This window comes from Nocardioides albidus, from assembly GCF_006335005.1.
Lineage (GTDB): Bacteria > Actinomycetota > Actinomycetes > Propionibacteriales > Nocardioidaceae > Nocardioides > Nocardioides albidus.
The window spans coordinates 155749-180827 of record NZ_VDMP01000025.1; the positions used below are offsets into that span (position 1 = coordinate 155749).

Below are 25079 nucleotides of genomic sequence, written 5' to 3' on the forward strand. Positions count from 1 at the left end.
CGAGTCAGCCGGCGTGGCCGAGGGCCGCACTGAGCGCCTGCATGCGCACGGCCGTCTCGAGTCGGAACCGGTCGTCCACGTCTCGCATGTCGACGTCGAGGACGGCCTCGATCCGGGCGATCCTGTTGCGCACGGTGTTGTAGTGCACGTGGAGGGCGGCTGCGGTGTCGGGGAGATGCCGGTCGTGCGAGAGGTAGGCACGCAGCGTCGGCACCAGGTCGGTGCCCCGCTCGGTGTCGAGCTCGAGGAGGCGGCCGAGGACATCGCGCACCGTCGTGCGCAGATGGGCGGCGGGCAGGCTCGCCATGCCCAGGATGCCCAGCTCGTGCGCCGTCACCACCGTCCCCGGGACGTCGCCGCGCAACGCGAGCTCGCAGGCGGCCCGGGCTTCGTCGTACGACGTCGAGTAGTCCATCAGGTCAGCGCACGAGCGGCCCAGACCGACGATCCACCGGCCCTCGGCCCGGGCGCGCACGTCGTCCAGCTGGGCGCGCAGGGACGCGTCGTCAGGAGCACCGCCCGGAAGGATGGCGGCGAGCCGGTCACCGCGGCGCACGCTGACCACGCCACGGATCACGCTGCGGAGCAGGCGCTCGAAGCTGTCGGAATAGGCCAGATCGCGGGGATGGTGGCGCAGTCCGGCCACCAGCACCCGGGCCCCCGGCTTCGGACTGACGCCGATCATGACCATCCGGGTGCGGAAGGAGTCGGGATCGCTGATCCGACCGTCCAGGAGGTCGTCGAACAGGTCTCCTCGGAGGCGCTGGGTGGTCCGTTCGCGCTCGCTCGCGCGCAACAGCTGGAGGCGGTACAAGGCCACGGAGAGCTCCTCGAACGACTGGTCCCGCTCATCGACCCGGTCCGGACGGACGATGTCGAGCGTCAGGCCGTCGCAGTCGGGGAGCTCGAAGTGCGTCCTCTCGGGCGACGACACCGGCGACCCCTCGGGCCAGCTCTCGCCACCCGCGCGTACCAGCGTTCCATCGGCTTCCCGCAGCTCGACCCGCGCCCCGAGCTCGCGGGCCAGGACGTCGAGCAGCACGCCGGGGTCGGTCTGCTGGGCAAAGCTGTTGGCCAGCCGGGCGGAGGTCGTCAAGCGTCGCACCGCCTGCTCCGCTCGACCCTCCGCCTCGTCCGCGAGGCGTTGGCGACGGCCGTCGACATCGAGTTGGCGCAGGCGCACGCCGAGGTCGTGGGCGATCTGCTCCAGCGCGACCTGCTCGGCGTCGGTCCACGGATAGGGCTGACGGTGCGCCGCGTACAGCACGCCGAGCGTGACGTCGGCGACGAGGATCGGAACGATGAGCGTCGCCAGGATCCCCTCGTTGTCGATCAGCCGCTTCATCAGCGGCACCCGCCGGGAGTCGTGCCGGTAGTCGCGACTCATCTGGGGACGCCGTTCCAGCGCGACCCGGCCGCCGATCCCCTCCCCCACCTTGAGCCGCCACGCTGCGGCCATCTCCGTCGACTCGACGCCGTGGTGGGCGCCCATCACGAGGTAGTCACCCTCGACGAGGCCCGCCCAGGAGACGGGGCAGCCGATCTCGCGGGCCACGTGGTCGGTCGCGATCTGGAGAGCCTGGGTCGCGTCGTTGGCGGCGAGGAGCCGCCGCAGGTACAGCTCCGAGGACCGTTCCCGCACCACCGCTCCTGCCATGGCGCCCTCCTTGCATCGGCATCCAAGTTTGAACTCAAGTCCAAGATCTGGGACTCTACGCTCTCACGTCCCTTCCGTCGAGGAGGAAGCTGATCCGATGACGGCGACACCCGACCGGACCACGCCTGCAGGCACGGCGGTCGTCGGTGCGCGAGCACGGCGACGCGGACAGCGGCGCGACCGCGTGTTCGAGGCTGCGGTGGAGCTGTTCGTCGAGCAGGGCTACGAGGCGACCACCATGGAGGAGATCGCAGGGCGCGCGGACGTGGCCCGGACGTCGGTCTTCAACTACTTCGAGCGGAAGTCGGCCTTCCTCGACGAGTGGTCCGCGCGGCGGCGCGCGCAGGCGTTCCACGCCCTCGGCGGGCCGGCACCGGACATCCGCCTGCGCGACGAGTTGGCGCGCGTCATGACCGAGCTCGCCCGGCTCAGCGACTCCTCCCGACGCGAGACGACCGCGATGATCAGCGCGGCGGTCCTCGCCCTCGACCTCCTCGACGACCATCCGCTCACCCACGAGTTCACGGACCTGCTCGAGCGCAGGCGCGCCGAGCTGCGACCCGGGGTCGACCCGACCCTGGTCGGCATCACCCTCGCGACCGGATACTTCGCCCTGCTCCGCGCCTGGATCGGGCCCGGCCGCGCCCCGTTCGAGCTCGATCGCCGGCTCATCGAGCTGGTCGACCTGCTGCTCGGCGGCGCCGTCGAGGTGGCCTCTGGCGCTGAGGCGGGCAGCTAGCCGGATCAGCCGCGAGGCGTGAGCAGCGGGGCGGCGGTGAGCTCGCGGACCTTGGCGGCGTCGACCCCCGGTGCGACGTCGACGAGGACGAGCCCGTCCGTGGTGACGTCCATGACGGCGAGGTCGGTGATGATCCGGTCGACCACGCCGGCGCCGGTGAGCGGCAGCGTGCAGGACTCGACGATCTTGGGGGTGCCGTCCTTGGCGACGTGGTCGGTGATGACCACGACGCGGCGGGTGCCGGCGACCAGGTCCATCGCGCCGCCCATCCCCTTGACCAGCTTGCCGGGCACGGTCCAGTTGGCGAGGTCCCCGTTGCTGGCCACCTGGAGCGCGCCGAGGATCGCGATGTCGACGTGACCGCCGCGGATCATCGCGAAGCTGGTGGCGGAGTCGAAGAAGGACGCTCCGGGCGCGGTGGTCACCGTCTGCTTCCCGGCGTTGATCAGGTCGGCGTCCTCCTCGCCGGCGTAGGGGGACGGGCCGATGCCGAGCAGGCCGTTCTCGCTCTGCAGCATCACGCTCACCCCCGGCGGCAGATGGTCGGCGACCAGGGTGGGGATGCCGATGCCGAGGTTGACGTAGTCGCCGTCGTTGAGCTCGCGGGCGGCGATCGCCGCCATCTCGTCCCGGGTCCAGGCCATGTCAGGCACCCACCTTCTCGCGCACGACGCGCTGCTCGATGTCCTTGGGCCGGTCGCTGGCCCGCACGGTGACGTCGACGAAGATGCCGGGCGTCATCACGTCGTCCGGGTCGAGGAAGCCGTCGAGGACGTGCTCGGCCTCGGCGACGCAGACCCGGCCGCTCATCGCGACCAGCGGGTTGAAGTTGCGCGCGGTCGCCCGGTAGCGCAGGTTGCCCTCGGCGTCCGCGGTGCGGGCGTGGACCAGCGCGAGGTCGGCGACGATCCCGCGCTCGAGGACGTGGAGGTCGCCGTCGAAGGTCTCGTGCGGCTTGCCCTCGGCGATCTCGGTGCCGACGCCGGTGCGGGTGTAGAACCCGGCGATGCCGGAGCCGCCCGCGCGCAGCCGCTCGGCGAGCGTGCCCTGGGGGCAGAACTCGACCTCCAGCGCGCCGTCGAGGTACTGCTGCGCGAACAGTCGGTTCTCCCCGACGTACGACGCGATCACCTTGCGCACCTGGTTGTTCTCCAGGAGCAGGCCGAGTCCCTTGCCGTCGACACCCATGTTGTTGGAGACGACCGTCAGGTCCCGTGCGCCGCTGTCGCGCACGGCCTCGATCAGGTCCCGCGGGATGCCGCAGAGGCCGAAGCCGCCGACCGCGACCGTCATCCCGTCGCGGACCCGCTCGGCCACGGCGGCCCGGGCGTCCTGTGCCAGTTTGCTCATGGCCCGTTTCTCCCCCCGCACCCGGCGCGGGTCAACGAAGTGGCCGCTCGGTGGATGCCAGAGGCGCGCTACGTCCACTGAGTGGACGTAGCATCGGCTCCATGGAGCGGGCACCCGGTGTCGTCGAGAAGGTCGCGGCACTGCTGCGCGCGCTGTCCGCCGCGGAGTCCGGTACGACGACCACCGCGCTCGCCGCGGCCACGGATCAGCCGCGCGCGACCACCCACCGGTTGCTGGAGTCCCTCGCCGCCGAGGGCCTCACCGACCGCGACCCGGTCACCGGCCGCTGGCATCTCGGACCGGAGACCTACGTCCTCGGGATGGCGGCGGCCGCGCGCTACGACCTCACCAACGAGGCGCGGGTCAGCGTGCACCGGCTCGCCAAGGAGACCGGCGAGAGCGCGTTCTTCTCGGTGCGCCGCGGCGACGAGACCGTGGTCCTGCTGCGCGAGGACGGCGACTTCCCGATCCGCTCCTACGTCCTCTACGAGAGCGCCCGCTTCCCGCTCGGCGTCGTCTCGGCCGGCATCGCGATCCTCGCCCACCTGCCCGCCCGCGAGGTGGACGCCTTCCTCGCGCGCGCCGACCTCACCGGGCAGTGGGGACCCCAGCACGCGGAGGCCGCGCTCCGCCGGCGGCTGGCCGCGACCCGTCGTACCGGATGGTCGCTCAACCCGGGACTCGTCGTCGAGGGCTCGTGGGGGATGGCCGCCGCGGTCTTCGACAAGGCCGGCCGCCCCGAGTGGGCGCTCACCCTGACCGGCGTCGAGCAGCGCTTCCGCCGCGACCGCCAGCCGGTGCTCGGCAGGCTGCTGCTGGAGGAGGCGCACCGGCTCTCGCGACTGGCCTAGCCACCCCGTCAGCGCAGAACGTCTGCAATCCCAGACACCAACCGCGCTCCGGCCGCAGCGCCACCGGCCCGCTCGCGCCTACCTTGGCCGACGAGACTGACGCTGCCGAGGCGTCGAAGGGGGACACCATGGCACAGGACACCGAGCAGCCGGCCGCGACGCCGGCCGACCGGCCGCGGCCGAGCAAGCGTCCGGAGCAGGTGCGGCGCCGGCTCGCCGCGACCCACCGCTGGACGTCGCTGATCGTCGGCGGCCTCCTCGCGGTCCTCATGGCCTCGGGCGTGCCGCTGCTCTACGGCGCGGAGAGCTTCCGCGCGCGCAACGGCGACATGTACCAGCCGACCCACTCGGCCACCCCGCTCACCGCGCAGCAGGCGCTCGAGGTGGCCCGTGCCGAGCACCCCGACTTCACCGCCGGCAACGTGATCTCGGACCACGGGATCTTCGTCGTCGCCGACCAGCGCCTCAACCGGGCCTACGGCGTCGACCCGGGCAGCGGCGAGATCACCGGGTCGGGCCACTACTACGGCGGCTTCCAGGGGTTCGTCGAGAACCTGCACGCCTTCGGCCTGTCGAGCCCGCGCTATCCCGGCTACGTCCCGTTCATGGCCACCGAGATGCCCTCGTTCGGCCTCTCCTCCCTCGAGGGCAAGACGCTGGGCGACTCCCTGATCGGGCTGCTGGGCGTGGCGCTCGTGCTGCTCGCCCTGAGCGGCCTCTACCTGTGGTGGCCCGGGCTGCGCCGCCTCTCCAGCGGCTTCCGCGCCCGCACCGGCAAGTCGCGCTACATCACCCACCGTGAGCTGCACAAGGTGATCGGCATCCTGTCCCTGCCGTTCCTGCTGATGTGGGGCCTCACCGGCGCCGTCGCGAAGTATCCCGTCATCGAGCAGGGTCTGCTCGCGGTCACCGGCGGCGACACCGGCCAGGTCAAGGCGCTCAACTGGGACTTCGCGAGCGAGCCGCGCGACGGCGCGGAGGAGATCGGCCTCGACGCGGCGGCGAAGGCCGCGCTCACGGTCGTCGACGGACGGATCAGCAACCACACGCTGCCCGATCCGAGCGACCCGGCGTCGGCGTACCTCTTCGAGATCTCCGAGCCCGACTGGGACCCGTACGACGGCACGATGCTCGCCGGCAACGACTGGGTCTACGTCGACAAGTACGACGCCAGCCACACCAAGGTCGTGTGGAGCGGGCACGACGCGCCCCTGCAGAACCGGGTGTACGAGGAGCTCGTCTACCCGAGCCACTTCGGCTGGTACCACAACGGCTGGGTGCGCCTGGTGTGGGCGGTCTTCGGGCTGGCTCCGCTGTTCCTGCTCACCACGGGCGTGGTCAGCTGGACCGTCCGGCACCGCCGCAAGCGGGCCCGCGAGGCGGCCCGGACCGCGGCCACCGCCACCGCATGAGGACCGCGTGACGCCCCGTTGACCACCACGTCGATCGCCGCCGGCACCGTGCTCTTCGCGCTCGGTGCCGGCGTCGCGTGCGCGCTCGCCGCGGCCACCGGTCGTGGCCTGTCGCGCGACCTCGGCCTGGCCCTCGGCGCGCTCGAGCTGGCGATCTTGACCCTGGTGCTGACTCATGCGGTCGACCTCGCCGGCGACGACCGGCCGCTCGAGGCCAAGCCGGTCGCCTACCTGGTGGCCGGTGCCCTGCTGCTGCCGGCGCTGGTCCTCGGCACCGGCGCCACCGGACGGTCCCGGGCGCTGGCGGCCGCGGTGGGCTGTGCGTCCGTCGCGGTCCTCGCGCTGCGGATCGAGGCCGTCGCGTGAGCGGACCGCTGACCCTCGCCCGCGCGCTGTACCTCCTCTTCGCCGTCGCCGCCGGTGGCCGCTCCCTCGTCCAGTGGCTCGACGCCCCGGGCCGGGCGCCGCTCGCCTACGCCCTGTCCACGCTGGCGTTCTGCTGCTATCTCGCCGGGTACGTCGCCACCAGCCCGCGCCGCGCCGGCCGGCGCCGCCGCCTGATCGGCGTCCTCGCCGGCATCGAGCTCGCCGGGGTCCTCGTCGTCGGGACCCTGAGCCTGGCGGCGCCCGGGCTGCTCGCGGACACGACGGTGTGGTCGGCGTACGGCGCCGGCTATGCGTTCGTGCCGCTGCTCATCCCCGTCGTCCTTCTCGGGTGGCTGCACCGCTCGCGCGTCGCCCCATCCGCCGCCCCAGCTCTCGCGCGGTCCGCGTGACCTCGCCGGCGAGGGCCTCCACGCTGTCGTCGGCGACGGCGCCGATCGGGTAGGTGACCGCGACCGCGGCGACCGGATACTCCTGCGAGTCGATGACCGCCACCGCGACCGACGCCAGCCCCTCGGCCACCTCACCGACCTCGGTCGCGTAGCCCCGCGCCCGGACCTGGCGCAGCTCCTCGCGGACGGCGCTCAGCCGCGACTGCCCCGACCCGCGATCCAGCCCGGGCAGGGCGGTGAGGCTGGCCCGCAGCTGCTCGGGCGTGAGCATCGCGAGCATGGCCCGGCCGCTCGCCGTACGCACCGCGGGGAGGCGGACCCCGACCTCGGTCAGCAGGTGCGGGCCGCCGGGCGTCTTGTCCTCGAGCACGTAGACGACGTCGCGTCCGTGCAGCACGGTCATGTGCACGCTGAAGCCGACCCGCTCCTTGAGGGCGGCGACCGGTTTGCGCGCGATCCGCTGCAGCGGCACCTGACGCAGGTAGCCGGCGCCGAGGTCGTACGCCGCCGGCCCGAGCCCGTAGCGCCGGTCCTCCGGATAGGACATCACGAAGCCCTGCGCCTCCATCGTGGCCAGGAGCTGGTAGGTCGTCGAGCGGGGCACGCCGACCTCGGCCGCCAGGGTCGTCGCGGTCACCGGGCTGGGCTGCGCCGCCAGGAAGCGCAGCATGGCCAGGGCGTTCGCGGCAGCCGGGACCTCACGCACGCCTCGCACGGTAGCCCTCCCCGACGCCCGCGCGGCGGCGTCTCAACGTCTGCAATCCCAGACGGGCAGTCGGCGGGAGGCGTAGCCGCGGCGCCGCCGGTGCGGTGCCATGGACCCATGAGATTCGTCGTCGACCTGCGCGCGTGCCAGGACCATGGGCACTGCGCATTCACCTCGTCCGCGTTCCCGCTCGACAAGCGCGGGAAGCTCTCCCTGCGCCAGGGCGGCCTCAAGGAGTTCCGCTCCGAGCCGCTGCCCGACGTGATGCGTGACGAGCTCGAAGAGGCCATGTTCGCCTGCCCGGCGCAGGCGATCGAGCTCGTCGGTGACGATGCCTGAGCGATCCTCGCGGATCGCCGTCGTCGGCGCGGGGCTGGCGGCGCTGCGCGCGGTCGAGTCGCTGCTGCGGTCCGGGCTCGACTGCCGGATCGTCGTGCTCGGCGACGAGCCGCACCTGCCCTACTCCCGGCCGCCGCTGTCCAAGGACCTGCTGAGCGGGGACGTCGGATCCGCCTCCTTCCGGCTGCCCGACTCCGACCACGTCCGGTGGCGGACCGCGACGCGCGTGGTCGGGGCCGACCTCGGCGCGCGCCGGCTCCGGCTCGCCGACGACGAGACGGTCGACTACGACGGACTCGTCGTGGCCACCGGGGTCCGTGCCCGCCGGCTCCCCCTGCCGGGGCCGGAGCCGCTGACGCTGCGCACCCTCGACGATGCGGCGGTGCTGCGCGAGCGGGCCGCCGGCGCCCGCACCGCGCTCGTGGTCGGCGGCGGCGTCCTCGGCTGCGAGCTCGCCTCGTCCCTCACCGACGCCGGCATTGCCGTCCAGGTCGTCGTCGGCCCCGACGAGATCCCGATGCAGCCGGTCCTCGGCGCGAGCCTCGCCGCCGAGCTGCGGCGCCGGCACGAGGAGCGCGGCACCGTCTTCCACACCGGCAGCGCGGTCCTCGGCTACTCGGCCACCGGCGCGTGGCTCTCGGACGGGACCGAGGTCCGCGCGGACCTGGTCGTCGAGACCGTCGGCTCGGTCCCGAACACCGAGTGGCTCGCGGGCAACGGCCTCGACCTGTCGGGCGGCCTGCTCTGCGACGACCGCCTCGGCGTCGCCGGCGCCCCCGGCGTCGTGGGCTGCGGCGACGTCGTCCGCTTCCCGTCGCAGCGGTACGGCGGCCGCCGGGTGCGCGTCGAGCACTGGGCCCACGCCTCGGAGTCCGGCCGGCACGCCGGCCGCACCCTGGCCGCCCAGCTCACCGGGTCCCCCGCGCCCCCGCCCTTCGACCCGCTGCCGACCTTCTGGACCGACCAGCTCGGCGTACGCATCCAGGGCCTCGGCCTGCCCGGCCTCGGCACCGCCGACCACCGGGTGCTCGACGGCCAGCTGAGCGGCGACCCGGTGCTGGGCTACCACGACCGGGAGACGCTGGTCGGCGTCGTCCTCCTCAACCGGCCGGAGGTCGTGGGGAGCTACCGCGCCCTGCTCTGATCCCGTCCCGGGCCTGTGATCCCCGGATGGGAGACTGCTGCCATGCCCGGTGACGTGATCCCGCTGCGGGAGGCCACCCGGGCGTGGTTCCAGATCTCGCTGCAGACCTTCGGCGGTCCGGCCGGACAGATCGCGGTCATGCAGCACAAGCTCGTCGACGAGCGGCGGTGGATCGGGCAGAGGCGGTTCCTGCACGCGCTCAACTACTGCATGCTGCTGCCCGGCCCCGAGGCCCAACAGCTGGCGATCTACACCGGCTGGCTGCTCAACGGGATCCGCGGCGGCCTGATCGCGGGCGGCCTGTTCGTGCTCCCCGGGATGCTGGCGCTGCTCGCCCTGTCCGGCATCTACGTCGGCTACGGCGAGACCGACTTCGTCACCGCGCTCTTCGCCGGCGTCGCTCCCGCGGTCATCGCGATCGTCGTCCAGGCGGTGCAGCGGGTCGGGAAGCGGGCCCTGCACCACCCCGCCCTGGTCGGCCTCGCCGTCGCCTCCTTCGCTGCGCTCACCTTCTTCGCCGTGCCGTTCCCGGCCGTCGTGTTCGGGGCGGGCCTCCTCGGCTGGCTGCTGAGCCTGCGCATCCCCGCGCTGCGCGAGTCGCGTGCGCACGACACCGCCGACGGGACCGAGCCGCTGATCAGCGACGAGGCCCTGCACCACGAGCTGCCCACCGTGCGGCGCTCCGGCACCGTCCTCCTCATCGGCCTGGTCACCTGGTTCACACCGGTCGTCGCCTTCGCCGCCCTCGCCGGCAGCACCGGCACACCGGTCTTCGTCGACCAGGGACTCTTCTTCTCCGGCGCGGCCGTCGTCACCTTCGGCGGCGCCTACGCCGTCCTGTCCTACGTCGCCCAGCAGGCCGTCGGCGTCTACCACTGGCTCGCGCCCGGCGAGATGATCCGCGGCCTCGCCCTCGCCGAGACCACGCCCGGCCCGCTCATCATGGTGGTCCAGTTCGTCGCCTTCGTCGGCGCCTACCGGAACCCCGGCTCCCTCGACCCCTGGCTCGCGGCGGTCCTCGCCTCCCTGCTGGTCACCTGGGTGACCTTCGTGCCGTGCTTCCTCTTCGTCCTGCTGGGCGCGCCGTACGTCGAGCGCCTGCGCAGCAACCGGGGCCTGACCGCGGCCCTCACCGGCATCACCGCGGCCGTCGTCGGCGTGATCGCCAACCTCGCGGTCTTCTTCGCGCTGCACAACCTCTTCGACCGCACCCGCACCGCCGACGCCGGGCCGGTCCACCTCGACGTACCGGTCCTCGCCTCGTGGGACCCGGTCGCCTTCGCCATCACCGCCGTCGCGCTCGGCGTGATGTTCGGGCGGGGCTGGAGCCCGCTGCGCACGCTCGGGCTGTGTGCCGCGATCGGCGTCGGCCTCTTCGTGATCGGGGCGCTCTAGCATTCACGCAGCGCTTGATATCGTATTGATATCAAGACGAGGCGAGGTGATCCTGTGAGCGACGTGCTGGTCCGTGGAGTGCCCGCGGACGACCTGGCGCGCATCGATGCCGAGGCGGAGCGGCTCGGCCTGTCGAGGAACGCCTACCTCAAGCGCGAGCTCCACCGCATCGCACGGCACCGAACCGTTCGCGAGGCGACGCTCGACGACTACCGGACCGCCAGGAGCGCCATGGCCGACCTCGCTGACGACGACGCGATGCGCTCAGCCTGGTCGTGACCACGCACTGGCTGGTGGACAAGTCGGCCTACGTACGCCTCGGTGACTCTCCCGACTTCGAACTCTGGATCGACCGGATCAACAGGGGCCTGGTCTCCACGACAGGCCTCACGCTGCTCGAGTTCGGCTGGTCGGCCAGGAACGGCGAGGACTGGCGCCGGGTCGTGGCTGCACCGCCCGCGGCGAACCTGCTGGTCGAGTACCTGACGCCGGCAGTGGAGGACCGCGCCATCGAGGTCCAAGGCGAGCTCGCCGACCGCGGCAACCATCGGGCGCCCAGCATCCCTGACCTCCTGGTCGCCGCGACCGCCGAGCTCGGTGGCTTCACGGTGCTGCACGTCGACAAGGACTTCGAGCTCGTCGCCGACATCACGGGCCAACCTCTCGAGAGGCTGCGCGGCGCCTGGTGAGTCACCGCGGTGCCGAGGGCCGATCGGCGGTCGGCAGGGCCATCACCACGACGTCCGGCCCCTCGTCGCCGGCCGTCTCGCGCAGCCAGTCCGGGCGCAGGCTCAGCACCTCCGTCCAGCCGGAGCGCCGGTAGAGCTCCAGCTGATCCATGAGCACCCGGGCGAGGACGGGGAGGTCAGCATCACGACGACGTCGGACCCGGACCGCTGCCACCCGCCGATCCTCGCATGACGACCGTCCTCTTGTGATCGATACCCTAGGGGGGTACTGTATTTCTCATGGAGCACCAGCACAGCTACATCGCCAACCGCACCAAGGACGACTACCTCAAGCGGCTGCGGCGCATCGAGGGGCAGGCGCGAGGCCTGCAGCGGATGGTCGAGGAGGAGCAGTACTGCATCGACATCCTCACCCAGGTCTCCGCCATGACGAAGGCCCTCCAGTCCGTGGCCCTCGGCCTGCTCGACGAGCACATGGCGCACTGCGTCGTGGGCGCGGTCCGCGAGGGAGGCGAGGAGGCCGAGCTGAAGCTCAAGGAGGCCTCCGACGCCATCGCCCGCCTCGTCCGCTCCTGACGCGTCCCGATCCCTTCCATCCCCACCGAGAGGACTCTCCGATGACCACCGACAAGTTCAGCCAGACCTTCACCGTCACCGGCATGACCTGCGGCCACTGCGTCGCCTCCGTCACCGAGGAGGTGCAGGAGATCGCCGGCGTCGAGGACGTCGCGGTCGACCTGCCCACCGGTGCCGTCACGATCACCAGTGCCGCCCCCCTCGACGAGTCCGCCGTGAAGGCCGCCGTCGAGGAGGCCGGCTACCAGCTCGCATGAACACCCCCAGCGGTACGACGGCCCGGCTGGCCGGTTTCGCCGCCGTCGCCGTGGCGGTCTTCGCCGTCGCCCTCCTCGTCGGGCGGGCCATCGGCCCGGTCGACGAGCCCGAGGCGGAGCCCGTGCACGACACGCACGGCGAGCGGATCTCGCTCGAGCCCGCGCCGGCCGCCGAGGAGATCCCCGGAGGACTGATGACCTCGCAGAACGGCTACACCCTCGCTCTCACCGAGAACCGCGCCGACGCGGGCAGCGCGGTGCCGGTGCGCTTCGCCATCATCGGGCCCGACGGTGCCCCTGTGACGTCGTACGACGTCCAGCACGACAAGCAGCTGCACCTGATCGCCGTACGCCGCGACTTCAGCGGCTTCCAGCACGTCCACCCGACCCTCGCCGAGGGCGTGTGGGGTGTCGACCTGGCGCTGACACCCGGCACGTGGCGGCTGTTCGCCGACTTCAAGGCGACCGACGGCCCCGCGCTCACGCTCGGCACCGACCTCGAGGTGCGCGGCGGCTACCAGCCGGTCCCGCCCGCGGAGGAGAGCCGCACGGCCACGGTCGGCGGCTACCAGGTCACCCTCGACGGCGACCTCGCCGCCGGCGCGGACGCGAAGCTCACGCTGCGCGTCAGCAAGGACGGCGAGCCGGTCACCGACCTGCAGCCCTACCTCGGCGCCTACGGCCACCTGGTCGCGTTGCGCAGCGGCGACCTCGCCTATCTCCACGTCCACCCCGACGGCGAGCCCGGCGACGGTACGACGCAGCCCGGCCCGGACGTCGTGTTCCACACGAGCGTCCCCAGCGCGGGGACCTACCACCTCTACCTCGACTTCCAGCACGACGGCGTCGTCCGCACCGCGGCGTTCACCGTCACGGCGGGCGACGCGGCCGGCGGCACCGCCGAAGGCACCGCCGGAGGATCCGGGCACGGGGAGAAGCACGGAGAAGGCAGTGAGCACGGACACTGACCCCCTCGGCCAGCAGGTCGAGCTCGCCCTCACCGGGATGACCTGCGCGTCCTGCGCCAACCGGATCGAGCGCAAGCTCAACAAGCTCGAGGGCGTGAGCGCGACGGTCAACTACGCCACCGAGAAGGCCAAGGTCACCTACGCCGACGGCGTCTCCACCGACGACCTGGTCGCCGCCGTCGAGGCGGCGGGCTACGGCGCGTCGCTGCCGAGGCCGGCCGCCGCCGAGGGCGAGGAGCCCGTAACGGAGGCGGATCCGGTCGCGACCCTGCGCCAGCGGCTCGTCGTCTCGGCGGTGCTGACGGTGCCCGTCATCGCGATGGCGATGGTGCCGGCGCTCCAGTTCGACAACTGGCAGTGGCTGTCGCTCACCCTGGCTGCGCCGGTGGTGGTGTGGGGCGCCTACCCCTTCCACCGGGCGGCGTGGACCAACCTCCGTCACGGCACCTCCACCATGGACACGCTGATCTCGCTCGGCACCCTCGCCGCTCTGGGCTGGTCGCTGTACGCGCTGTTCTGGGGCACCGCCGGCACCACCGGGATGAAGCACCCGTTCGAGCTCACCATCGAGCGCAGCGACGGCGGCGGCAACATCTACCTCGAGGCCGCGGCCGGAGTGACGACGTTCATCCTGGCCGGGCGCTACTTCGAGCAGCGCTCGAAGCGGCGGGCGGGCGCGGCGCTCCGGGCCCTGCTCGAGCTCGGCGCCAAGGAGGTCGCGGTCCTCGGACCGGACGACGTCGAGCGGCGGGTCCCGGTCGAGGAGCTCGGGGTGGGCGGCCGGTTCGTCGTCCGCCCGGGCGAGAAGATCGCCACCGACGGCGTGGTCGAGCGCGGCAGCTCCGCGGTCGACGCCTCGATGCTCACCGGCGAGTCCGTGCCGGTGGAGGTCGGCGAGGGTGACGCCGTCGTCGGCGGATGCGTCAACGCGGGTGGCCGGCTGGTCGTCCGGGCGACCCGGGTCGGCGCCGACACCCAGCTGGCGCAGATGGCTCGCCTGGTCGAGGACGCCCAGAACGGCAAGGCCCAGGTCCAGCGCCTGGCCGACCGGATCTCCGGGATCTTCGTGCCGATCGTCATCCTGCTCGCCGCCGGCACCCTCGGGTTCTGGCTCGGCGCCGGGAACGGTCTCGCCGCAGCGTTCACGGCCGCGGTCGCCGTCCTCATCATCGCCTGCCCGTGCGCCCTCGGCCTGGCCACGCCGACCGCCCTCATGGTCGGCACCGGCCGCGGCGCCCAGCTCGGCATCCTGATCAAGGGTCCCGAGGTGCTGGAGTCGACGAGGGCCGTCGACACCGTCGTGCTCGACAAGACGGGCACGGTGACGACCGGCCGGATGACGCTGCGCTCGGTGGTGGCCGATGACGGCGAGTCCGCCGACGAGGTGCTGAGGTACGCCGGGGCGCTGGAGGACTCCTCCGAGCACCCGATCGCGCGGGCGATCGCCGACGCCGCCCGCGAGGCCGGACCACTGCCGATCGTCGAGGACTTCGCGAACGTCGAGGGCCTCGGGGTGCAGGGCGTGCTGCTCGACGGCGACGCGTCGCACGCGGTGCTGGTCGGGCGGCCGCGGCTGCTCGAGGAGTGGTCGCAGCACCTCTCCCCCGTGCTCGCCACAGCGCTGGAGGAGGCCCAGAGCACGGGCGGTACGGCGGTCGCGGTCGGCTGGGACGGACAGGCCCGCGGGATCATCGTGGTCGCCGACGCGATCAAGCCGACCTCGGCCACGGCCATCGCACAGCTCCGCGAGCTCGGTCTGCGGCCGGTGCTGCTGACCGGCGACAACGCCGTGGTGGCACGGACGGTGGCGGCAGAGGTCGGCATCGCCGAGGAGGACGTCATCGCCGACGTACTGCCCGCCGACAAGGTCGACGTCGTCAAGCGGCTGCAGGGCGAGGGTCGCGTGGTCGCGATGGTCGGCGACGGCGTCAACGACGCCGCCGCCCTCGCCCAGGCCGACCTCGGCCTGGCCATGGGCACCGGCACCGACGTGGCGATCGAGGCCAGCGACCTGACCCTGGTCCGCGGCGACCTGCAGGTGGCGGTCGACGCCATCCGCCTCTCGCGCCGCACCCTGGCCACGATCAAGGGCAACCTGTTCTGGGCGTTCGCCTACAACATCGCGGCCCTTCCGCTCGCCGCCGCGGGACTGCTCAACCCGATGCTCGCCGGCGCCGCCATGGCGTTCTCGTCGGTGTTCGTGGTCTCCAACAGCCTGCGCCTGCGCGGATTCCGCTGACCCGCGCGCCCTCCGCTTCGCGGGGTCGTGTGCCTGAGGACCCGGGATTCGGGGTCCTCAGGCACACGACTCCCGGAAACCCGGCCAAGCCGTCAGGAATCGAGAAGCAGCGGTGGTCGGGTCGGGCCTAGCGTCAGGGACATGAACTCCATCGACACCCTGATCCTCGAAGTGGCCGACCCGGCCGCCGCCCGCGACTTCTACGCCCGCGCCTTCGGCCCGGACCTCCCCCTCGACTTCCGCGTCGCCGACGCGCCCACCGAGGGATTCCGCGGCTTCCACATCTCGCTGACCCTGGCCCAGCCGGCCGACGTCGACAGCCTCGTCGAGACCGCGCTGGCGGCCGGAGCCACGGAGATCAAGCCCGTCAGCAAGTCCTTCTGGGGCTACGGCGGCGTACTGCGCGCGCCCGACGGCACGATCTGGAAGGTCGTCAGCTCCTCGAAGAGGAACAAGGGCCCGGCCAGCCGCGACATCGAGAGCATCGTGCTGCTCATCGGAGCCGACGACATCACCGCCACCAAGCAGTTCTACGTCGACCGCGGGCTCGCGATCGCCCGCAGCTTCGGCAAGAAGTACGTCGAGTTCGAGCCCGCCGGCGGAGCGGTCACCCTCGGCCTGCTCCCCCGCAAGGCCCTGGCCAAGGACGCCGGCGTGCCGATGGAGGGAACCGGCTCGCACCGGCTCGTCCTCGTCGGCGGCGACACCGCCGCCACCGACCCCGACGGGTTCGTGTGGGAGCGGGCGCGGGTCCGCAGCTGAGTCCCTCCACCCCGGGTCGTGTGCCTCAGAACCCGGATAGCCGGGTTCTGAGGCACACGACCCGCACCCAGCCGCTCACCGGCCGGCGTCGGGGCAGGAGACGGGCGCGACCTCCGCGCCGGCCAGGCCGTCCACAGCCCGCGCCCGGCCGAGGTTCCACTCGAGCCAGTCGTCGTCGGACACCTCCCGGCCCGCGAGCGCGCACGACCGGTCCCGCCCGTCCAGGTCCGCGAGGACGGGGACGGCGTCGTCGGACAGGCCCTGCAGATAGGCCCAGTCGACCCGGCCGGTGTGGGCGTACCGCTCCAGGTTGTGGCGGGCGATCCAGGCATCGGGGTTCACCACCGCCAGTCCGAGCAGCCCGACGGCGCCGCTGAGCAGGGCGAAGCGGGCCAGCCACGCCCCCCGCAGCCCGATGCCGCTCGCCATCACCGCCAGCACGAGGACGCCGAGCCAGCCCTCGAACACATCGACGAGCAGGCGCAGTCGGGTGAAGCCGTAGGCCTCCTGGTAGACGTCCATCCGGTAGAGCGCGGACGCCACGACGACCAGGGTCTCGACGCACAGGGCGCCCAGGGCGGCCCGCAGCCACATCCGGTCGGCGGCGGTGGCCCGCGGCGCCTTGCGGGCGGCGACGGCGATCACGAGGAGGGTCAGCGCGGTCGCGACGGTCAGCTGGGCGAAGCCCTCGTGGACGTACTCCGCGTAGGTCAGGCCCGTCGTACGGCGCAGGTAGCCGTGTCCGCCGAACACGACCGTCGCCTGCGCGACGAGGAAGACCGCGAAGACGCCGACGACGACCCCGACCGGCGCGAGCCACTCGTAGCGCCGCGCCACCGGGCGCCCGGCGGCCGGGTCTCGGTCGACCCGCGGCGGGTTCAGGGCGAGGTACGCCGCCGCGAGCACCGTGCCGCCGACGGCGAGGGTGACGAACGCGCGCAGCACGAAGGTGTCGATGGTGAGGTCGGGCAGCAGCGCGTCGACCCACTCCGCGACCAGTGCGTCGGCCGACGCGAAGAGGGCGCCGAACACGACCAGCCCCAGCACCGACCACACCAGGGTGCGCAGCAGGGCCGCGCCGTGGCCCACGACGGGGAGCGCGGCGACCGTGCGGCCCAGCCAGGGCATCCCGCGCAGGCCCGCGACCGGCCACATCAGGCCGGACAGCACGAACGCGCCCAGCCCGCGGCCCCGGGTCACGCCGACCACGCACAGGCCGGCCCCGGCGAACAGGCACAGCACGACCACCCACTCGGCGTCGCGGACGACGGCCGTCGCGGCGAGGAGCACGCAGAGCCCCGCACAGGTCAGCGTGAACCGGTCCCGCCGGTGGCGGCTCGCGATGAGGACGACGGAGCCCGCCGCCAGCAGGACCAGGAAGGTGCCGATGCCCAGGTCCCGCTCGGGCAGGACCAGGCCGCCCAGCACGCCGGCGCCGAGCGCCCCGAGCAGCAGCCCCGGGCGGGCGGGGACGCCGCGCTCGGGCCAGAAGCCGCCGAGCAGGTCGTCGGTGATCGACGGCGGCGGCGAGACCGGAGCGGGCGGCGAGACCGGAGCGGGCGGCGAGACGGTCGGGGCGGTCGGGGCGGTCGGGGCGGACACGGGTGCCTCCTGGCTCGGTGGGACCGGTACGACGGCCGGGCGGGCCGCGGGCTCGAGGGGGAGCTCGACCCGCACCCGGGCTCCGGTGCCGGCCGGCGGGTCGAGGAAGGCGATGGTGCCGCCGTGCAGGTCCGTGACCCACCGGGCGATCGCGAGGCCGAGACCCGTCCCGCCGGTGTCGTCGCCCGCGGCTCGCAGGGTGCCGAAGGGCTCGAACACCCGCTCCCGGGCCTCGGGCGGGATCCCGGGCCCGTCGTCGCGGACCTCGAGGGCGTACCGGTCCCCCTGCCGGGTGGCGCGCACCGACACCGTGCCCCCGGCCGGGCTGTGCCGCGACGCGTTGTCGAGCAGGTTGGCGACGAGCTGGTGCAGGCGGGCCGGGTCTGCGGTGACCACCAGGTCGCGGGGGTCGAGGCGGACGTCGTACTCCACGTCCCGGCCGAGCACCCGTGCCTCCGCGACCGCCCGGTCGAGCAGCTCGGCGAGATCCACGGCCCGCGGCGCCAGCGGCGCCTTCCCGGCGTCGACCCGGGCGAGGTCGAGCAGGTCCTCGACCAGGCCGCTCATCCGCTCGGCCTGCGCGAGAGCGCTGGCGAGGACCGCCGGATCGTCCGGTACGACGCCGTCGACGGCGTTCTCCAGGACGGCGCGCAGGCCCGTCAGCGGGGTGCGGAGCTCGTGGCTGACGTTGGCCACCAGCTCGCGGCGCTGCCGGTCCACGCCCGCGAGGTCGCGGGCCATCGTGTTGAAGGCGCGGGCCAGCTCGCCGACCTCGTCGCGGCCGCCGTCCGGCACCCGCACGGCGTAGTCGCCGGTCGCCATCCGGCGGGCGGCGGCGGTCATCTGCCGCAGCGGCGAGGTCATGCCGACCGCCAGCAGCTGGGTCAGCGCCAGAGCGAGTCCGATCGTCACGGGAATGGTGAGCCAGGTGGGGACGCCGCCGGAGCGTCCCAGCGCGGCGACGAGCGCGGCCACGGTCGCGCTGGCGGCGACCAGCAGGCCGAGCTTGACCTTGATCGAGCGGACGCCGACGAGCGGCTGCGGCGGACTCACGGCGTGCTCCCCGGCACCTCGAGCGCGTAGCCCACGCCGTGCGCGGTGCGGACCAGGTCGGCGCCGACCTTCGCTCGCAGGCCCTTCACGTGGCTGTCGACCGTGCGGGTCCCGGTCGCGCCGTCCCAGCCCCAGACCTCGGCGAGCAGCCGCTCGCGGGTGACGACCGCGCCCGGCGTCGCGGCGAGGCAGAGCAGCAGGTCGAACTCCGTCGGCGTCAGCCGCACCTCCTCCTCACCGCGCCACACCCGGCGGGCGGGCCCGTCGACGCGCAGGTCGCCGAGCTCGAGCGCGCGCCGTCCGGCCAGCTCGGCGGCCCGCTCCACGCGACGCAGCAGGGCGGCCACCCGCGCCACGAGCTCGCGCATGCGGAACGGCTTGGTGAGGTAGTCGTCGGCCCCCACCCCGAGTCCGACCAGGATGTCGGCCTCGTCCGTGCGGGCGGTGAGCATGAGCACCGGCACGGGACGGTCGGCCTGGATCCGGCGGCAGACCTCGTGTCCGTCGAAGCCGGGCAGCATCACGTCGAGCAGCACCAGGTCCGGCGCGCTCTCGCCGTACGCCGCCACGGCCCCCGGCCCGTCGAAGGCGCGGACGACGTCGTAGCCCTCCGCCCGCAGGCGGTCGGCGACCGCCTGGTTGATGACCGGGTCGTCCTCGACGACGAGGACCCGACGGCGCACGCTCTCCGCTGGCATGCTCCGAGGCTACGAGTCCGGACGGCCGGGAGGCGGGGACGACGTGTGCAGGTTCTGTGCAGATCCCCCGGCCGGACCGCAGGCGGTCGGGCCGGATCAGGGGCGGGCCGGGATCTGGTCCTCGACGGACCGGTCGCCGGTGGCGTAGAGCCCGCACAGGTAGAGCGGCACGCACAGGGCGAGGAGGACCAGGAGCGGGAGCGTCCAGGTGCCGGTGGCGGCGTGCAGGACGCCGACGCCGAAGGGTCCCAGGGCGGCCAGGAGGTATCCCGCCGACTGGGTGAAGCCGGACAGGGCGGCGGTGCCGGCGGGGGTTCGGCTGCGCAGACCGATCAGGGTGAGCACGAGCGGGAAGGTGCTGCAGCCGACGCCGATCGCGAGCGCCCACAGCCAGCCGAGCGGGCGGGGGTCGACGAGGAACCCGACGTACCCGATCGGGTAGCAGGCCATGAGCGCCGTCAGCAGCCACCGCTGGTCGCGCAGCCGCCCGGCGAGGACCGGGATGAGCACGGACAGCGGGATGCTGGCCCCCGTCACCACGCCGAGCAGCACGCCGGCCGTCCCCGGGGAGTATCCGGCGTCGCGGCACATCTGCGCGAACCAGCCGAACACGGCGTACGCCTGCAGGGACTGCAGCCCGAACGCGCCCGCCATCGCCCAGCCGAGCCGGGTGCGCGCGATGACGGTGATCCCGATCGAGGAGGCGCGCCCACCGACATGGAGGTCGTGCCCGATCAGCCCGATCCAGGGCAGCACCGCGATGGCCGCGGTCACCGCCCACGCGCCGAGTCCGCGGGCGTAGTCGACCTCGCCGGCGGTGGTCGCGATCGGCACCGTGAGCGCCGAGGAGAGGGTGAGACCGACCGCCATCGAGGTCGTGTAGACAGCGGTCAGCAGGCCCACGTGGGCCGGGAAGTGGAGCTTGACCAGCGACGGCATGAGCACATTGGCCGCGGCCGCCCCCGCCAGCGCGGCGAAGGAGAGCACGAGGAAGGCCCAGCCCTGGTGGACGTGTCCCCGGGTCCAGAGGCAGCCGGCGAGCAGGATCAGGCCGAGCAGGGTGACCCGGTGGAGCCCGACCCAGGCGGCCAGTCGCGGCGCGGCGCCGCCGACGACCGCGAAGCACAGGACCGGCAAGGTGGTGAGCAGGCCGGCCTCGGTGTCGCCGAGCGGTACGCCGGCGCGGACCTCCTCCAGCAGCGGCCCGACGCTCGACGCGGCGGGACGCAGGTTGAACGCGAGCACGACGATGCCGAGGACCACCAGCAGCCGCTGGAGCCGGGTGTCCTGCGCGACCTCGCTCGTCCCGATCGGCCCCGTCGTCCCGGACGTCCCCGTCGGGGAGGTCGGCGAGCTCGGCGAGGCGGTCACGACGTCATGCAACACCAGCGGCCGCGGCTCGCCGCCGGCACCCCCGTCACGGCGACCGGAAGACCACGCTCACGAACACCTCGCCGCCCGCGTCGCGCCAGGCACCCACGGCAGCGGCCCGGAAGCCTCGCTGCTCGATGAGCGCGCGGTGGCTCGGCGAGTGCATCCAGGCACGCACGACCGCCCGCGGGTCGGAGAAGCCAGGTCCGCGGGCGATGATCTCGCCCACCCGCGACCCGCCGCACCGCCGGAGCACCCGACGCAGCCCGTCGTAGTGACGCATCTCGTCGTTGACGCCCATCCGACGGGACCGGCGCTCGGCGACGGGGTCGACACACGACGACGTCCGCAGCAGCCGCAGGCCGCGGTGGGCGCGCCGCTGGTTGATGGTCTGCAGGACCGCGTCCTCGTATCCGTCGTCCATCGGGGTCACCTCCTGCGCGTGCGCGGGCGGCGCGTGGGCGGCCGTCGCCGTGAGCGCTGCTGTCGCGGCGGCCGCGGCGAGTGCTGATCGTGCGACTCTTCGCATCGGCGTTCACCTTCCCGAGAGGTTCCGTGCGCCCCACGACGGTACCCCGGTTCGACGAGGCCCGGTCCGGGGTCTCAGGGCCGCTGATGTCGGGTGGTGCGCCACAGCAGCGCGGCCGCGCAGGCCTGCAGCACGCCGATCAGCACCGCCAGGGCCACCGCGTGCCGGTCGACGAGGGCGCCCGCCAACGCGCCGCCGGCCAGTGCGCCGACGCCCTGCACGGCCGCGAACACCCCGTAGGCCGTGGCGCGACGCCCTGCTGGGACGAGATCGGCGACGTACGCCTTGACCGTGGAGTCCTGCACGCCGGTCGCCGCACCCCACACGACGACGCCGGCGAGCACGAGCCACAGCCGATCGGTGAACACGCAGAGCGGGACGGCCGCCACCAGGACGGGTACGACGAGCAGGACCCGCCCGCCCCACCGGTCGAACGGACCGCCGGTGGCGAGGGCGGCGAGCGCCTCGACGGCCATGGCCAGCGCGTAGACGAGGGGGACGGCGGCCGCGGTGAGCAGGCCCGCCTCGACCAGGCGGAAGGAGATGACGCCGAAGGTCATCAGCCCGGCGGTGGTGAGCGCGGCGGCCAGGGAGAACAGGTGGAAGGCGCGCGGCAGGTCGGCGCCCACGGCGGCGGCGCGGAGGTCGGCCCACGCACCGCGGGCCGGCCGCGCGTCCTCGTCCTCGTCCTCGTCCGGATCGGCCCGGGTGGCGATCGGGGCGCGGCGGCGCAGCTGGGCGAGCAGCACCATCGCCAGCGCTCCGGGGATCGCGAGCACCGCGAAGCCCGGCCAGAGCAGGCCGGTGAGCGCGGCGATCCCGGCGAGCAGCAGCGGCCCGGTGAAGGCACCGACCTGGTCGAGGGCCTTGTGCACGGCGAAGCCCTTGCCGCGTCCCGTCGAGGTCGCCATCCGCGCCAGCAGGGCGGACTTCGCCGGGCTCCGCACGGCCTTGCCGGCGCGCTCGAGCACGATGAGGGTGGCCACGACCGCGAGACCGGCGCTGCCGAGGAAGGGGGTCACCGCGAGGAGCGGGACGCAGACCGCCGTCATCGCGTAGCCGACCACGGTCAGCCGCCAGTGTCGGCGACTGCGGTCGGCCCAGGGTCCGGTGACCAGGCGCAGCATCAGCGCGACCGCCTCGCCCGCGCCGGTGACCAGGCCCACGATCAGCGCCGAGGCGCCCAGGCTGCCGAGGAAGGGGCCGGCCATGGCCCGCATCCCCTCGTAGACCATGTCCGCGGCCAGGCTGACCAGCCCGAACGCGAACACCGTGCGCCACGGCGTCCACACCGGACGCGCCGGCCGGGTCGGACGGGCGGGCGCTGCAGGGCTCACCGTCAGATCCAACCAGCCCCGCTGGCGATGAGGGCCAGGCCGAAGAGGGCGAAGAGCGCCGCGGCGCCGTACGTGATGACCTTCTCGGGCAGCTGGCGACCCAGCACCGCGCCGACCCCGATCGCCAGGGCGTCGGCGGCGACCATGCCCAGCGTCGAGCCGAGCCAGGTGCCGAACCAGCCCTCCTGCGTGGCGAGGGTGATGGTGGCCAGCATCGTCTTGTCACCGAGCTCGGCGAGGAAGAAGAACACACCGACGACGAGGATCGCGCGCCCGGTCGCGCCGGCGGCCTTGCGCTCGTCCTCCTCCGTCAGCTCGTCGCCGCGCAAAGTCCACAGCGCGAAGCCCAGGAACGCGATGCCGGCACCGATCTCGATCGCGCCCTGGTAGTCACCGAACGCGTCCCCGATCGCATAGCCGATGCCGACCGACGCGAGATGCACGATGGCGGTCGCGGCGCTCAGGCCGATGAGGACGTCGCGCGCCCGGTAGCGGGTCGCGAACGTCATCGCCATGAGCTGGCTCTTGTCGCCGAGCTCGGCCACGAAGATCACGGCGGTGCTCAACAGGAAGGCATACATCGGGGGTTCCTCTCCGGTGCCCGGCCGAGGAGCCCGCCGACCCGATCGAGTGGACGTGCCTTCGGCCAGGCACGTCCGTCAACGGGTCGCACAACTGGCCGAAAGTCTCGTCCGCCACCTCGCGGTGGCCTGCTGTGCCGGGCCCGCAGACGATCGCGGGCCAGTATGTCGACACAGCTGTTGAGGACTACTCCCCTTCGTACCGCCAGTCTAGGCGGAGGTCCCGCCCACGGCCCAATCAGCGCCGGCGACAGGCCCGCCCGGCGCCAGCGCCTCCGCCAGCGAGCCCAGCACTCCGGGAGCGACCCGGTAGTAGGCCCACCGTCCGCGCTGCTCGCGGGTGGCCAGGCCGGCCTCGACGAGCTGCTTCATGTGATGGGACACCGTCGGCTGGCTGAGCCGGACCGGCTCGGTCAGGTCGCAGACACAGGCCTCGCCGTCCGGTGCGGCCGCGATCAGGGAGAGCAGCTTGACCCGAGTCGGGTCGCCGAGCGCCTTGAACATCCGCGCGAGGATCGCGGCCGCCTCGTCGGAGACCACACCGCCGGTGACCGGTGCGCAGCAGGCGGCCAGGTCGTCGGGCTGGATCACCGGCAGCGAGGAGGCCATGATCCGAGTGTGCCCTATCCATTGACATCTGTCGATCTATCCGTAGTCTGTTGTCACATCGAAGAACGTCAATGCATGATGGAGGAGAGCGAGATGACAGATCCGACGGACGACCTGCCGGTGGTGGTGATCGGCGCGGGGCCCCAGGGCCTGGCCGCGGCCGCCCACCTGCTCGAGCGCGGCCTGGAGCCGCTGGTGCTCGAGTCCGGGCCCGGACCGGCCGCCGCGGTCGCGGAGTGGGGCCACGTCCGGCTCTTCTCCGCCTGGCCCGAGCTGGTCGACCCGGCGGCCACCCGGCTGCTCGCCCCGACCGGCTGGACCGCGCCGGCCCAGGGCTACCCGACCGGCGCGGAATGGATCGAGCGCTACCTCGCCCCGCTCGCCGCGGCGCTCGGCGACCGGATCCGGTACGACGCCCGCGTCAGCGGGGTCTCGCGCCGCGGCCGCGACCGGCTGGTCGACGCCGACCGAGCGTCGCAGCCGTTCACCGTCCACGTCGCCGACTCCGCCGGCCACGAGTCGCGGCTCGAGGCCCGGGCGGTGATCGACGCCTCCGGCACCTGGCGCCGCCCCAACCCCGCGGGCGCCGACGGCCTGCCGGCCCTGGGCGAGCTCGCCGCGGCGGCGCGTCTGGTCTCCCAGGTGCCGGACCGGGCCCGGCCCGAGCGGTACGCCGGGCGCCACACCGTCGTGCTCGGAGCGGGCGACTCCGCGTTCAACGCGATCCACGAGCTGGTCCGGATCGCCGCCGACCACCCCGGCACCCGGATCACGTGGGCGATCCGCCGGGCCGTCGGCGAGGGCACCTTCGGAGGAGGCGCGGCCGACGAGCTCCCGCGGCGGGGCGCGCTGGGCCAGCGGGCGCGCGAGGCGGTCCGGTCCGGCGCGGTCGAGCTGCTGACCGGGTTCCGCACCGCCGCCGTGCGCCACGAGCCGGGCGGCACGCGCGTCGTACTCGTCGGCGAGGACGGGCGGGAGCTCCCGGCAGCGGACACTGTCGTCGTGCTGACCGGCTTCCGCCCCGACCTGACGTTCCTGTCCGAGATGAGGCTCGACCTCGACCCGACCCTCGAGGCGCCGCGCCTGATCGCCGCCGAGATCGACCCCAACATCCACTCCTGCGGCTCGGTGCGGGCCACCGGCGCCGCGGACCTCGCCCAGCCGGAGCCCGACCTCTACCTCGTCGGCATGAAGTCCTACGGTCGCGCGCCGACCTTCCTCGCCCTCACCGGCTACGAGCAGGTGCGCAGCGTGGTGGCCGCGCTCGCCGGCGACCACGAGGCGGCGGCGCGGGTGGAGCTGGTCCTGCCGGACACGGGCGTGTGCGGCGGGGCCGGGGTGTTCGACGACCCGGACAGCGCGGCGACCGGCGGCGGCTGCTGCGGCCCCGCTCCCGCCGCGGAGGTCCTGACGATCGGACGGACCCCTGTCGACGCCTG

General features: G+C 73.5%; 28 protein-coding genes. 16 read left to right on the top strand and 12 right to left on the bottom strand.

Annotated features, from left to right (window positions below):
• Positions 1-4: 4 nt before the first annotated feature.
• Complete coding sequence (locus FHP29_RS13890) at positions 5-1657, bottom strand: helix-turn-helix domain-containing protein (protein WP_139623471.1); 1653 nt, start codon at positions 1655-1657, stop codon at positions 5-7.
• A 184-nt stretch (positions 1658-1841) separates the two neighbouring features.
• Between FHP29_RS13890 and FHP29_RS13895 the strand changes: the two genes are divergently transcribed.
• Positions 1842-2396 (top strand): TetR/AcrR family transcriptional regulator, encoded by a 555-nt coding sequence (locus tag FHP29_RS13895; RefSeq protein ID WP_205014117.1) that lies wholly within the window; start codon positions 1842-1844, stop codon positions 2394-2396.
• Between the two features lie 5 nt (positions 2397-2401).
• On the opposite strand, the gene FHP29_RS13900 is transcribed toward FHP29_RS13895, so the two are convergent.
• Both FHP29_RS13900 and FHP29_RS13905 read right to left on the bottom strand, forming a co-directional pair.
• Positions 2402-3040: a CoA transferase subunit B gene (locus tag FHP29_RS13900; protein WP_139623473.1), complete on the bottom strand. Its 639-nt coding sequence runs from the start codon at positions 3038-3040 to the stop codon at positions 2402-2404.
• A gap of 1 nt (position 3041) precedes the next feature.
• Positions 3042-3746 (bottom strand): CoA transferase subunit A, encoded by a 705-nt coding sequence (locus FHP29_RS13905; RefSeq protein ID WP_139623474.1) that lies wholly within the window; start codon positions 3744-3746, stop codon positions 3042-3044.
• Positions 3747-3847: 101 nt separating this feature from the next.
• Here FHP29_RS13905 and FHP29_RS13910 point away from each other — a divergent pair, with 101 nt between their 5' ends.
• The 4 genes from FHP29_RS13910 (at position 3848) to FHP29_RS13920 (ending at position 6785) form a co-directional block, all read left to right on the top strand.
• Entirely contained in the window at positions 3848-4597 is a 750-nt protein-coding gene (locus tag FHP29_RS13910; protein ID WP_139623475.1) for an IclR family transcriptional regulator, read from the top strand.
• A gap of 128 nt (positions 4598-4725) precedes the next feature.
• A complete protein-coding gene (locus tag FHP29_RS13915; protein ID WP_139623476.1) occupies positions 4726-6009 on the top strand; it encodes a PepSY-associated TM helix domain-containing protein in 1284 nt (427 codons plus the stop codon).
• Between the two features lie 18 nt (positions 6010-6027).
• Entirely contained in the window at positions 6028-6375 is a 348-nt protein-coding gene (locus FHP29_RS22040; RefSeq protein ID WP_192904022.1) for a hypothetical protein, read from the top strand.
• Entirely contained in the window at positions 6372-6785 is a 414-nt protein-coding gene (locus tag FHP29_RS13920; protein WP_192904023.1) for a hypothetical protein, read from the top strand. Before FHP29_RS22040 ends, FHP29_RS13920 begins: the two co-directional genes overlap by 4 nt.
• Here the strand turns inward: FHP29_RS13920 and FHP29_RS13925 are convergent.
• Positions 6703-7491, bottom strand: coding sequence for an IclR family transcriptional regulator (locus tag FHP29_RS13925; RefSeq protein WP_139623477.1), 789 nt, complete (start codon positions 7489-7491; stop codon positions 6703-6705). The two genes, FHP29_RS13920 and FHP29_RS13925, sit on opposite strands and share 83 nt — an antisense overlap.
• A gap of 117 nt (positions 7492-7608) precedes the next feature.
• Here FHP29_RS13925 and FHP29_RS13930 point away from each other — a divergent pair, with 117 nt between their 5' ends.
• From FHP29_RS13930 to FHP29_RS13950, 5 genes are read left to right on the top strand one after another with little or no spacing between them, the layout of a single operon-like run.
• On the top strand, positions 7609-7830 hold the full coding sequence (locus FHP29_RS13930) for a ferredoxin (protein ID WP_139623478.1): 222 nt from the start codon (positions 7609-7611) through the stop codon (positions 7828-7830).
• Positions 7823-8974: an NAD(P)/FAD-dependent oxidoreductase gene (locus tag FHP29_RS13935; RefSeq protein ID WP_139623479.1), complete on the top strand. Its 1152-nt coding sequence runs from the start codon at positions 7823-7825 to the stop codon at positions 8972-8974. Before FHP29_RS13930 ends, FHP29_RS13935 begins: the two co-directional genes overlap by 8 nt.
• Positions 8975-9016: 42 nt before the next feature.
• On the top strand, positions 9017-10369 hold the full coding sequence (chrA, locus tag FHP29_RS13940; protein WP_139623480.1) for a chromate efflux transporter: 1353 nt from the start codon (positions 9017-9019) through the stop codon (positions 10367-10369).
• A 54-nt stretch (positions 10370-10423) separates the two neighbouring features.
• The gene (vapB, locus tag FHP29_RS13945) at positions 10424-10648 is read left to right on the top strand and encodes a type II toxin-antitoxin system VapB family antitoxin (protein ID WP_139623481.1); all 225 of its coding nucleotides are present in this window, start codon (positions 10424-10426) and stop codon (positions 10646-10648) included.
• The gene (locus FHP29_RS13950) at positions 10645-11058 is read left to right on the top strand and encodes a PIN domain nuclease (RefSeq protein ID WP_139623482.1); all 414 of its coding nucleotides are present in this window, start codon (positions 10645-10647) and stop codon (positions 11056-11058) included. Before vapB ends, FHP29_RS13950 begins: the two co-directional genes overlap by 4 nt.
• 1 nt (position 11059) lies before the next feature.
• On the opposite strand, the gene FHP29_RS13955 is transcribed toward FHP29_RS13950, so the two are convergent.
• Positions 11060-11272 (bottom strand): hypothetical protein, encoded by a 213-nt coding sequence (locus tag FHP29_RS13955; protein ID WP_139623483.1) that lies wholly within the window; start codon positions 11270-11272, stop codon positions 11060-11062.
• A gap of 65 nt (positions 11273-11337) precedes the next feature.
• Between FHP29_RS13955 and FHP29_RS13960 the strand changes: the two genes are divergently transcribed.
• The 5 genes from FHP29_RS13960 (at position 11338) to FHP29_RS13980 (ending at position 15860) form a co-directional block, all read left to right on the top strand.
• The gene (locus tag FHP29_RS13960) at positions 11338-11634 is read left to right on the top strand and encodes a metal-sensitive transcriptional regulator (protein WP_139623484.1); all 297 of its coding nucleotides are present in this window, start codon (positions 11338-11340) and stop codon (positions 11632-11634) included.
• 41 nt (positions 11635-11675) lie between these two features.
• The gene (locus tag FHP29_RS13965; RefSeq protein ID WP_139623485.1) at positions 11676-11891 is read left to right on the top strand and encodes a heavy-metal-associated domain-containing protein; all 216 of its coding nucleotides are present in this window, start codon (positions 11676-11678) and stop codon (positions 11889-11891) included.
• Positions 11888-12859, top strand: coding sequence for a hypothetical protein (locus FHP29_RS13970; RefSeq protein ID WP_205014119.1), 972 nt, complete (start codon positions 11888-11890; stop codon positions 12857-12859). Before FHP29_RS13965 ends, FHP29_RS13970 begins: the two co-directional genes overlap by 4 nt.
• A gap of 37 nt (positions 12860-12896) precedes the next feature.
• Positions 12897-15098 (top strand): heavy metal translocating P-type ATPase, encoded by a 2202-nt coding sequence (locus FHP29_RS13975; RefSeq protein ID WP_192904030.1) that lies wholly within the window; start codon positions 12897-12899, stop codon positions 15096-15098.
• Positions 15099-15239: 141 nt separating this feature from the next.
• Positions 15240-15860 (top strand): VOC family protein, encoded by a 621-nt coding sequence (locus FHP29_RS13980; RefSeq protein ID WP_139623487.1) that lies wholly within the window; start codon positions 15240-15242, stop codon positions 15858-15860.
• A gap of 75 nt (positions 15861-15935) precedes the next feature.
• Here the strand turns inward: FHP29_RS13980 and FHP29_RS13985 are convergent, their stop codons facing one another.
• The 7 genes from FHP29_RS13985 to FHP29_RS14015 form a co-directional block, all read right to left on the bottom strand.
• On the bottom strand, positions 15936-18515 hold the full coding sequence (locus FHP29_RS13985; protein ID WP_139623488.1) for a DUF4153 domain-containing protein: 2580 nt from the start codon (positions 18513-18515) through the stop codon (positions 15936-15938).
• Complete coding sequence (locus FHP29_RS13990) at positions 18512-19213, bottom strand: response regulator transcription factor (protein WP_139623489.1); 702 nt, start codon at positions 19211-19213, stop codon at positions 18512-18514. Before FHP29_RS13990 ends, FHP29_RS13985 begins: the two co-directional genes overlap by 4 nt.
• Positions 19214-19309: 96 nt before the next feature.
• A complete protein-coding gene (locus FHP29_RS13995) occupies positions 19310-20584 on the bottom strand; it encodes an MFS transporter (protein WP_240044504.1) in 1275 nt (424 codons plus the stop codon).
• A 46-nt stretch (positions 20585-20630) separates the two neighbouring features.
• Positions 20631-21113 carry a CAP domain-containing protein gene (locus FHP29_RS14000; protein ID WP_139623490.1) on the bottom strand — a complete coding sequence of 161 codons (483 nt, stop codon included), beginning with the start codon at positions 21111-21113 and terminating at the stop codon, positions 20631-20633.
• A 74-nt stretch (positions 21114-21187) separates the two neighbouring features.
• A complete protein-coding gene (locus tag FHP29_RS14005) occupies positions 21188-22450 on the bottom strand; it encodes an MFS transporter (protein WP_240044505.1) in 1263 nt (420 codons plus the stop codon).
• Positions 22451-22452: 2 nt separating this feature from the next.
• Positions 22453-23031 carry a TMEM165/GDT1 family protein gene (locus FHP29_RS14010; protein WP_139623491.1) on the bottom strand — a complete coding sequence of 193 codons (579 nt, stop codon included), beginning with the start codon at positions 23029-23031 and terminating at the stop codon, positions 22453-22455.
• A gap of 210 nt (positions 23032-23241) precedes the next feature.
• Positions 23242-23640: an ArsR/SmtB family transcription factor gene (locus FHP29_RS14015; protein ID WP_139623492.1), complete on the bottom strand. Its 399-nt coding sequence runs from the start codon at positions 23638-23640 to the stop codon at positions 23242-23244.
• A gap of 93 nt (positions 23641-23733) precedes the next feature.
• Between FHP29_RS14015 and FHP29_RS14020 the strand changes: the two genes are divergently transcribed.
• A partial coding sequence (locus FHP29_RS14020; RefSeq protein WP_139623799.1) for an NAD(P)-binding domain-containing protein occupies positions 23734-25079 on the top strand: 1346 nt, incomplete at its 3' end.

What these genes read in the sequence shown, in the direction of transcription:
- FHP29_RS13890 (WP_139623471.1), bottom strand. Translation starts at nt 1,657, where the DNA reads ATGGCAGGAGCGGTGGTGCGGGAACGGTCCTCGGAGCTGTACCTGCGG.
- FHP29_RS13900 (WP_139623473.1), bottom strand. Translation starts at nt 3,040, where the DNA reads ATGGCCTGGACCCGGGACGAGATGGCGGCGATCGCCGCCCGCGAGCTC.
- FHP29_RS13905 (WP_139623474.1), bottom strand. Translation starts at nt 3,746, where the DNA reads ATGAGCAAACTGGCACAGGACGCCCGGGCCGCCGTGGCCGAGCGGGTC.
- FHP29_RS13910 (WP_139623475.1), top strand. Translation starts at nt 3,848, where the DNA reads ATGGAGCGGGCACCCGGTGTCGTCGAGAAGGTCGCGGCACTGCTGCGC.
- FHP29_RS13915 (WP_139623476.1), top strand. Translation starts at nt 4,726, where the DNA reads ATGGCACAGGACACCGAGCAGCCGGCCGCGACGCCGGCCGACCGGCCG.
- FHP29_RS13930 (WP_139623478.1), top strand. Translation starts at nt 7,609, where the DNA reads ATGAGATTCGTCGTCGACCTGCGCGCGTGCCAGGACCATGGGCACTGC.
- FHP29_RS13935 (WP_139623479.1), top strand. Translation starts at nt 7,823, where the DNA reads ATGCCTGAGCGATCCTCGCGGATCGCCGTCGTCGGCGCGGGGCTGGCG.
- chrA (WP_139623480.1), top strand. Translation starts at nt 9,017, where the DNA reads ATGCCCGGTGACGTGATCCCGCTGCGGGAGGCCACCCGGGCGTGGTTC.
- FHP29_RS13960 (WP_139623484.1), top strand. Translation starts at nt 11,338, where the DNA reads ATGGAGCACCAGCACAGCTACATCGCCAACCGCACCAAGGACGACTAC.
- FHP29_RS13965 (WP_139623485.1), top strand. Translation starts at nt 11,676, where the DNA reads ATGACCACCGACAAGTTCAGCCAGACCTTCACCGTCACCGGCATGACC.
- FHP29_RS13970 (WP_205014119.1), top strand. Translation starts at nt 11,888, where the DNA reads ATGAACACCCCCAGCGGTACGACGGCCCGGCTGGCCGGTTTCGCCGCC.
- FHP29_RS13975 (WP_192904030.1), top strand. Translation starts at nt 12,897, where the DNA reads ATGACCTGCGCGTCCTGCGCCAACCGGATCGAGCGCAAGCTCAACAAG.
- FHP29_RS13980 (WP_139623487.1), top strand. Translation starts at nt 15,240, where the DNA reads ATGAACTCCATCGACACCCTGATCCTCGAAGTGGCCGACCCGGCCGCC.
- FHP29_RS13990 (WP_139623489.1), bottom strand. Translation starts at nt 19,213, where the DNA reads ATGCCAGCGGAGAGCGTGCGCCGTCGGGTCCTCGTCGTCGAGGACGAC.
- FHP29_RS14000 (WP_139623490.1), bottom strand. Translation starts at nt 21,113, where the DNA reads ATGCGAAGAGTCGCACGATCAGCACTCGCCGCGGCCGCCGCGACAGCA.
- FHP29_RS14010 (WP_139623491.1), bottom strand. Translation starts at nt 23,031, where the DNA reads ATGTATGCCTTCCTGTTGAGCACCGCCGTGATCTTCGTGGCCGAGCTC.
- FHP29_RS14015 (WP_139623492.1), bottom strand. Translation starts at nt 23,640, where the DNA reads ATGGCCTCCTCGCTGCCGGTGATCCAGCCCGACGACCTGGCCGCCTGC.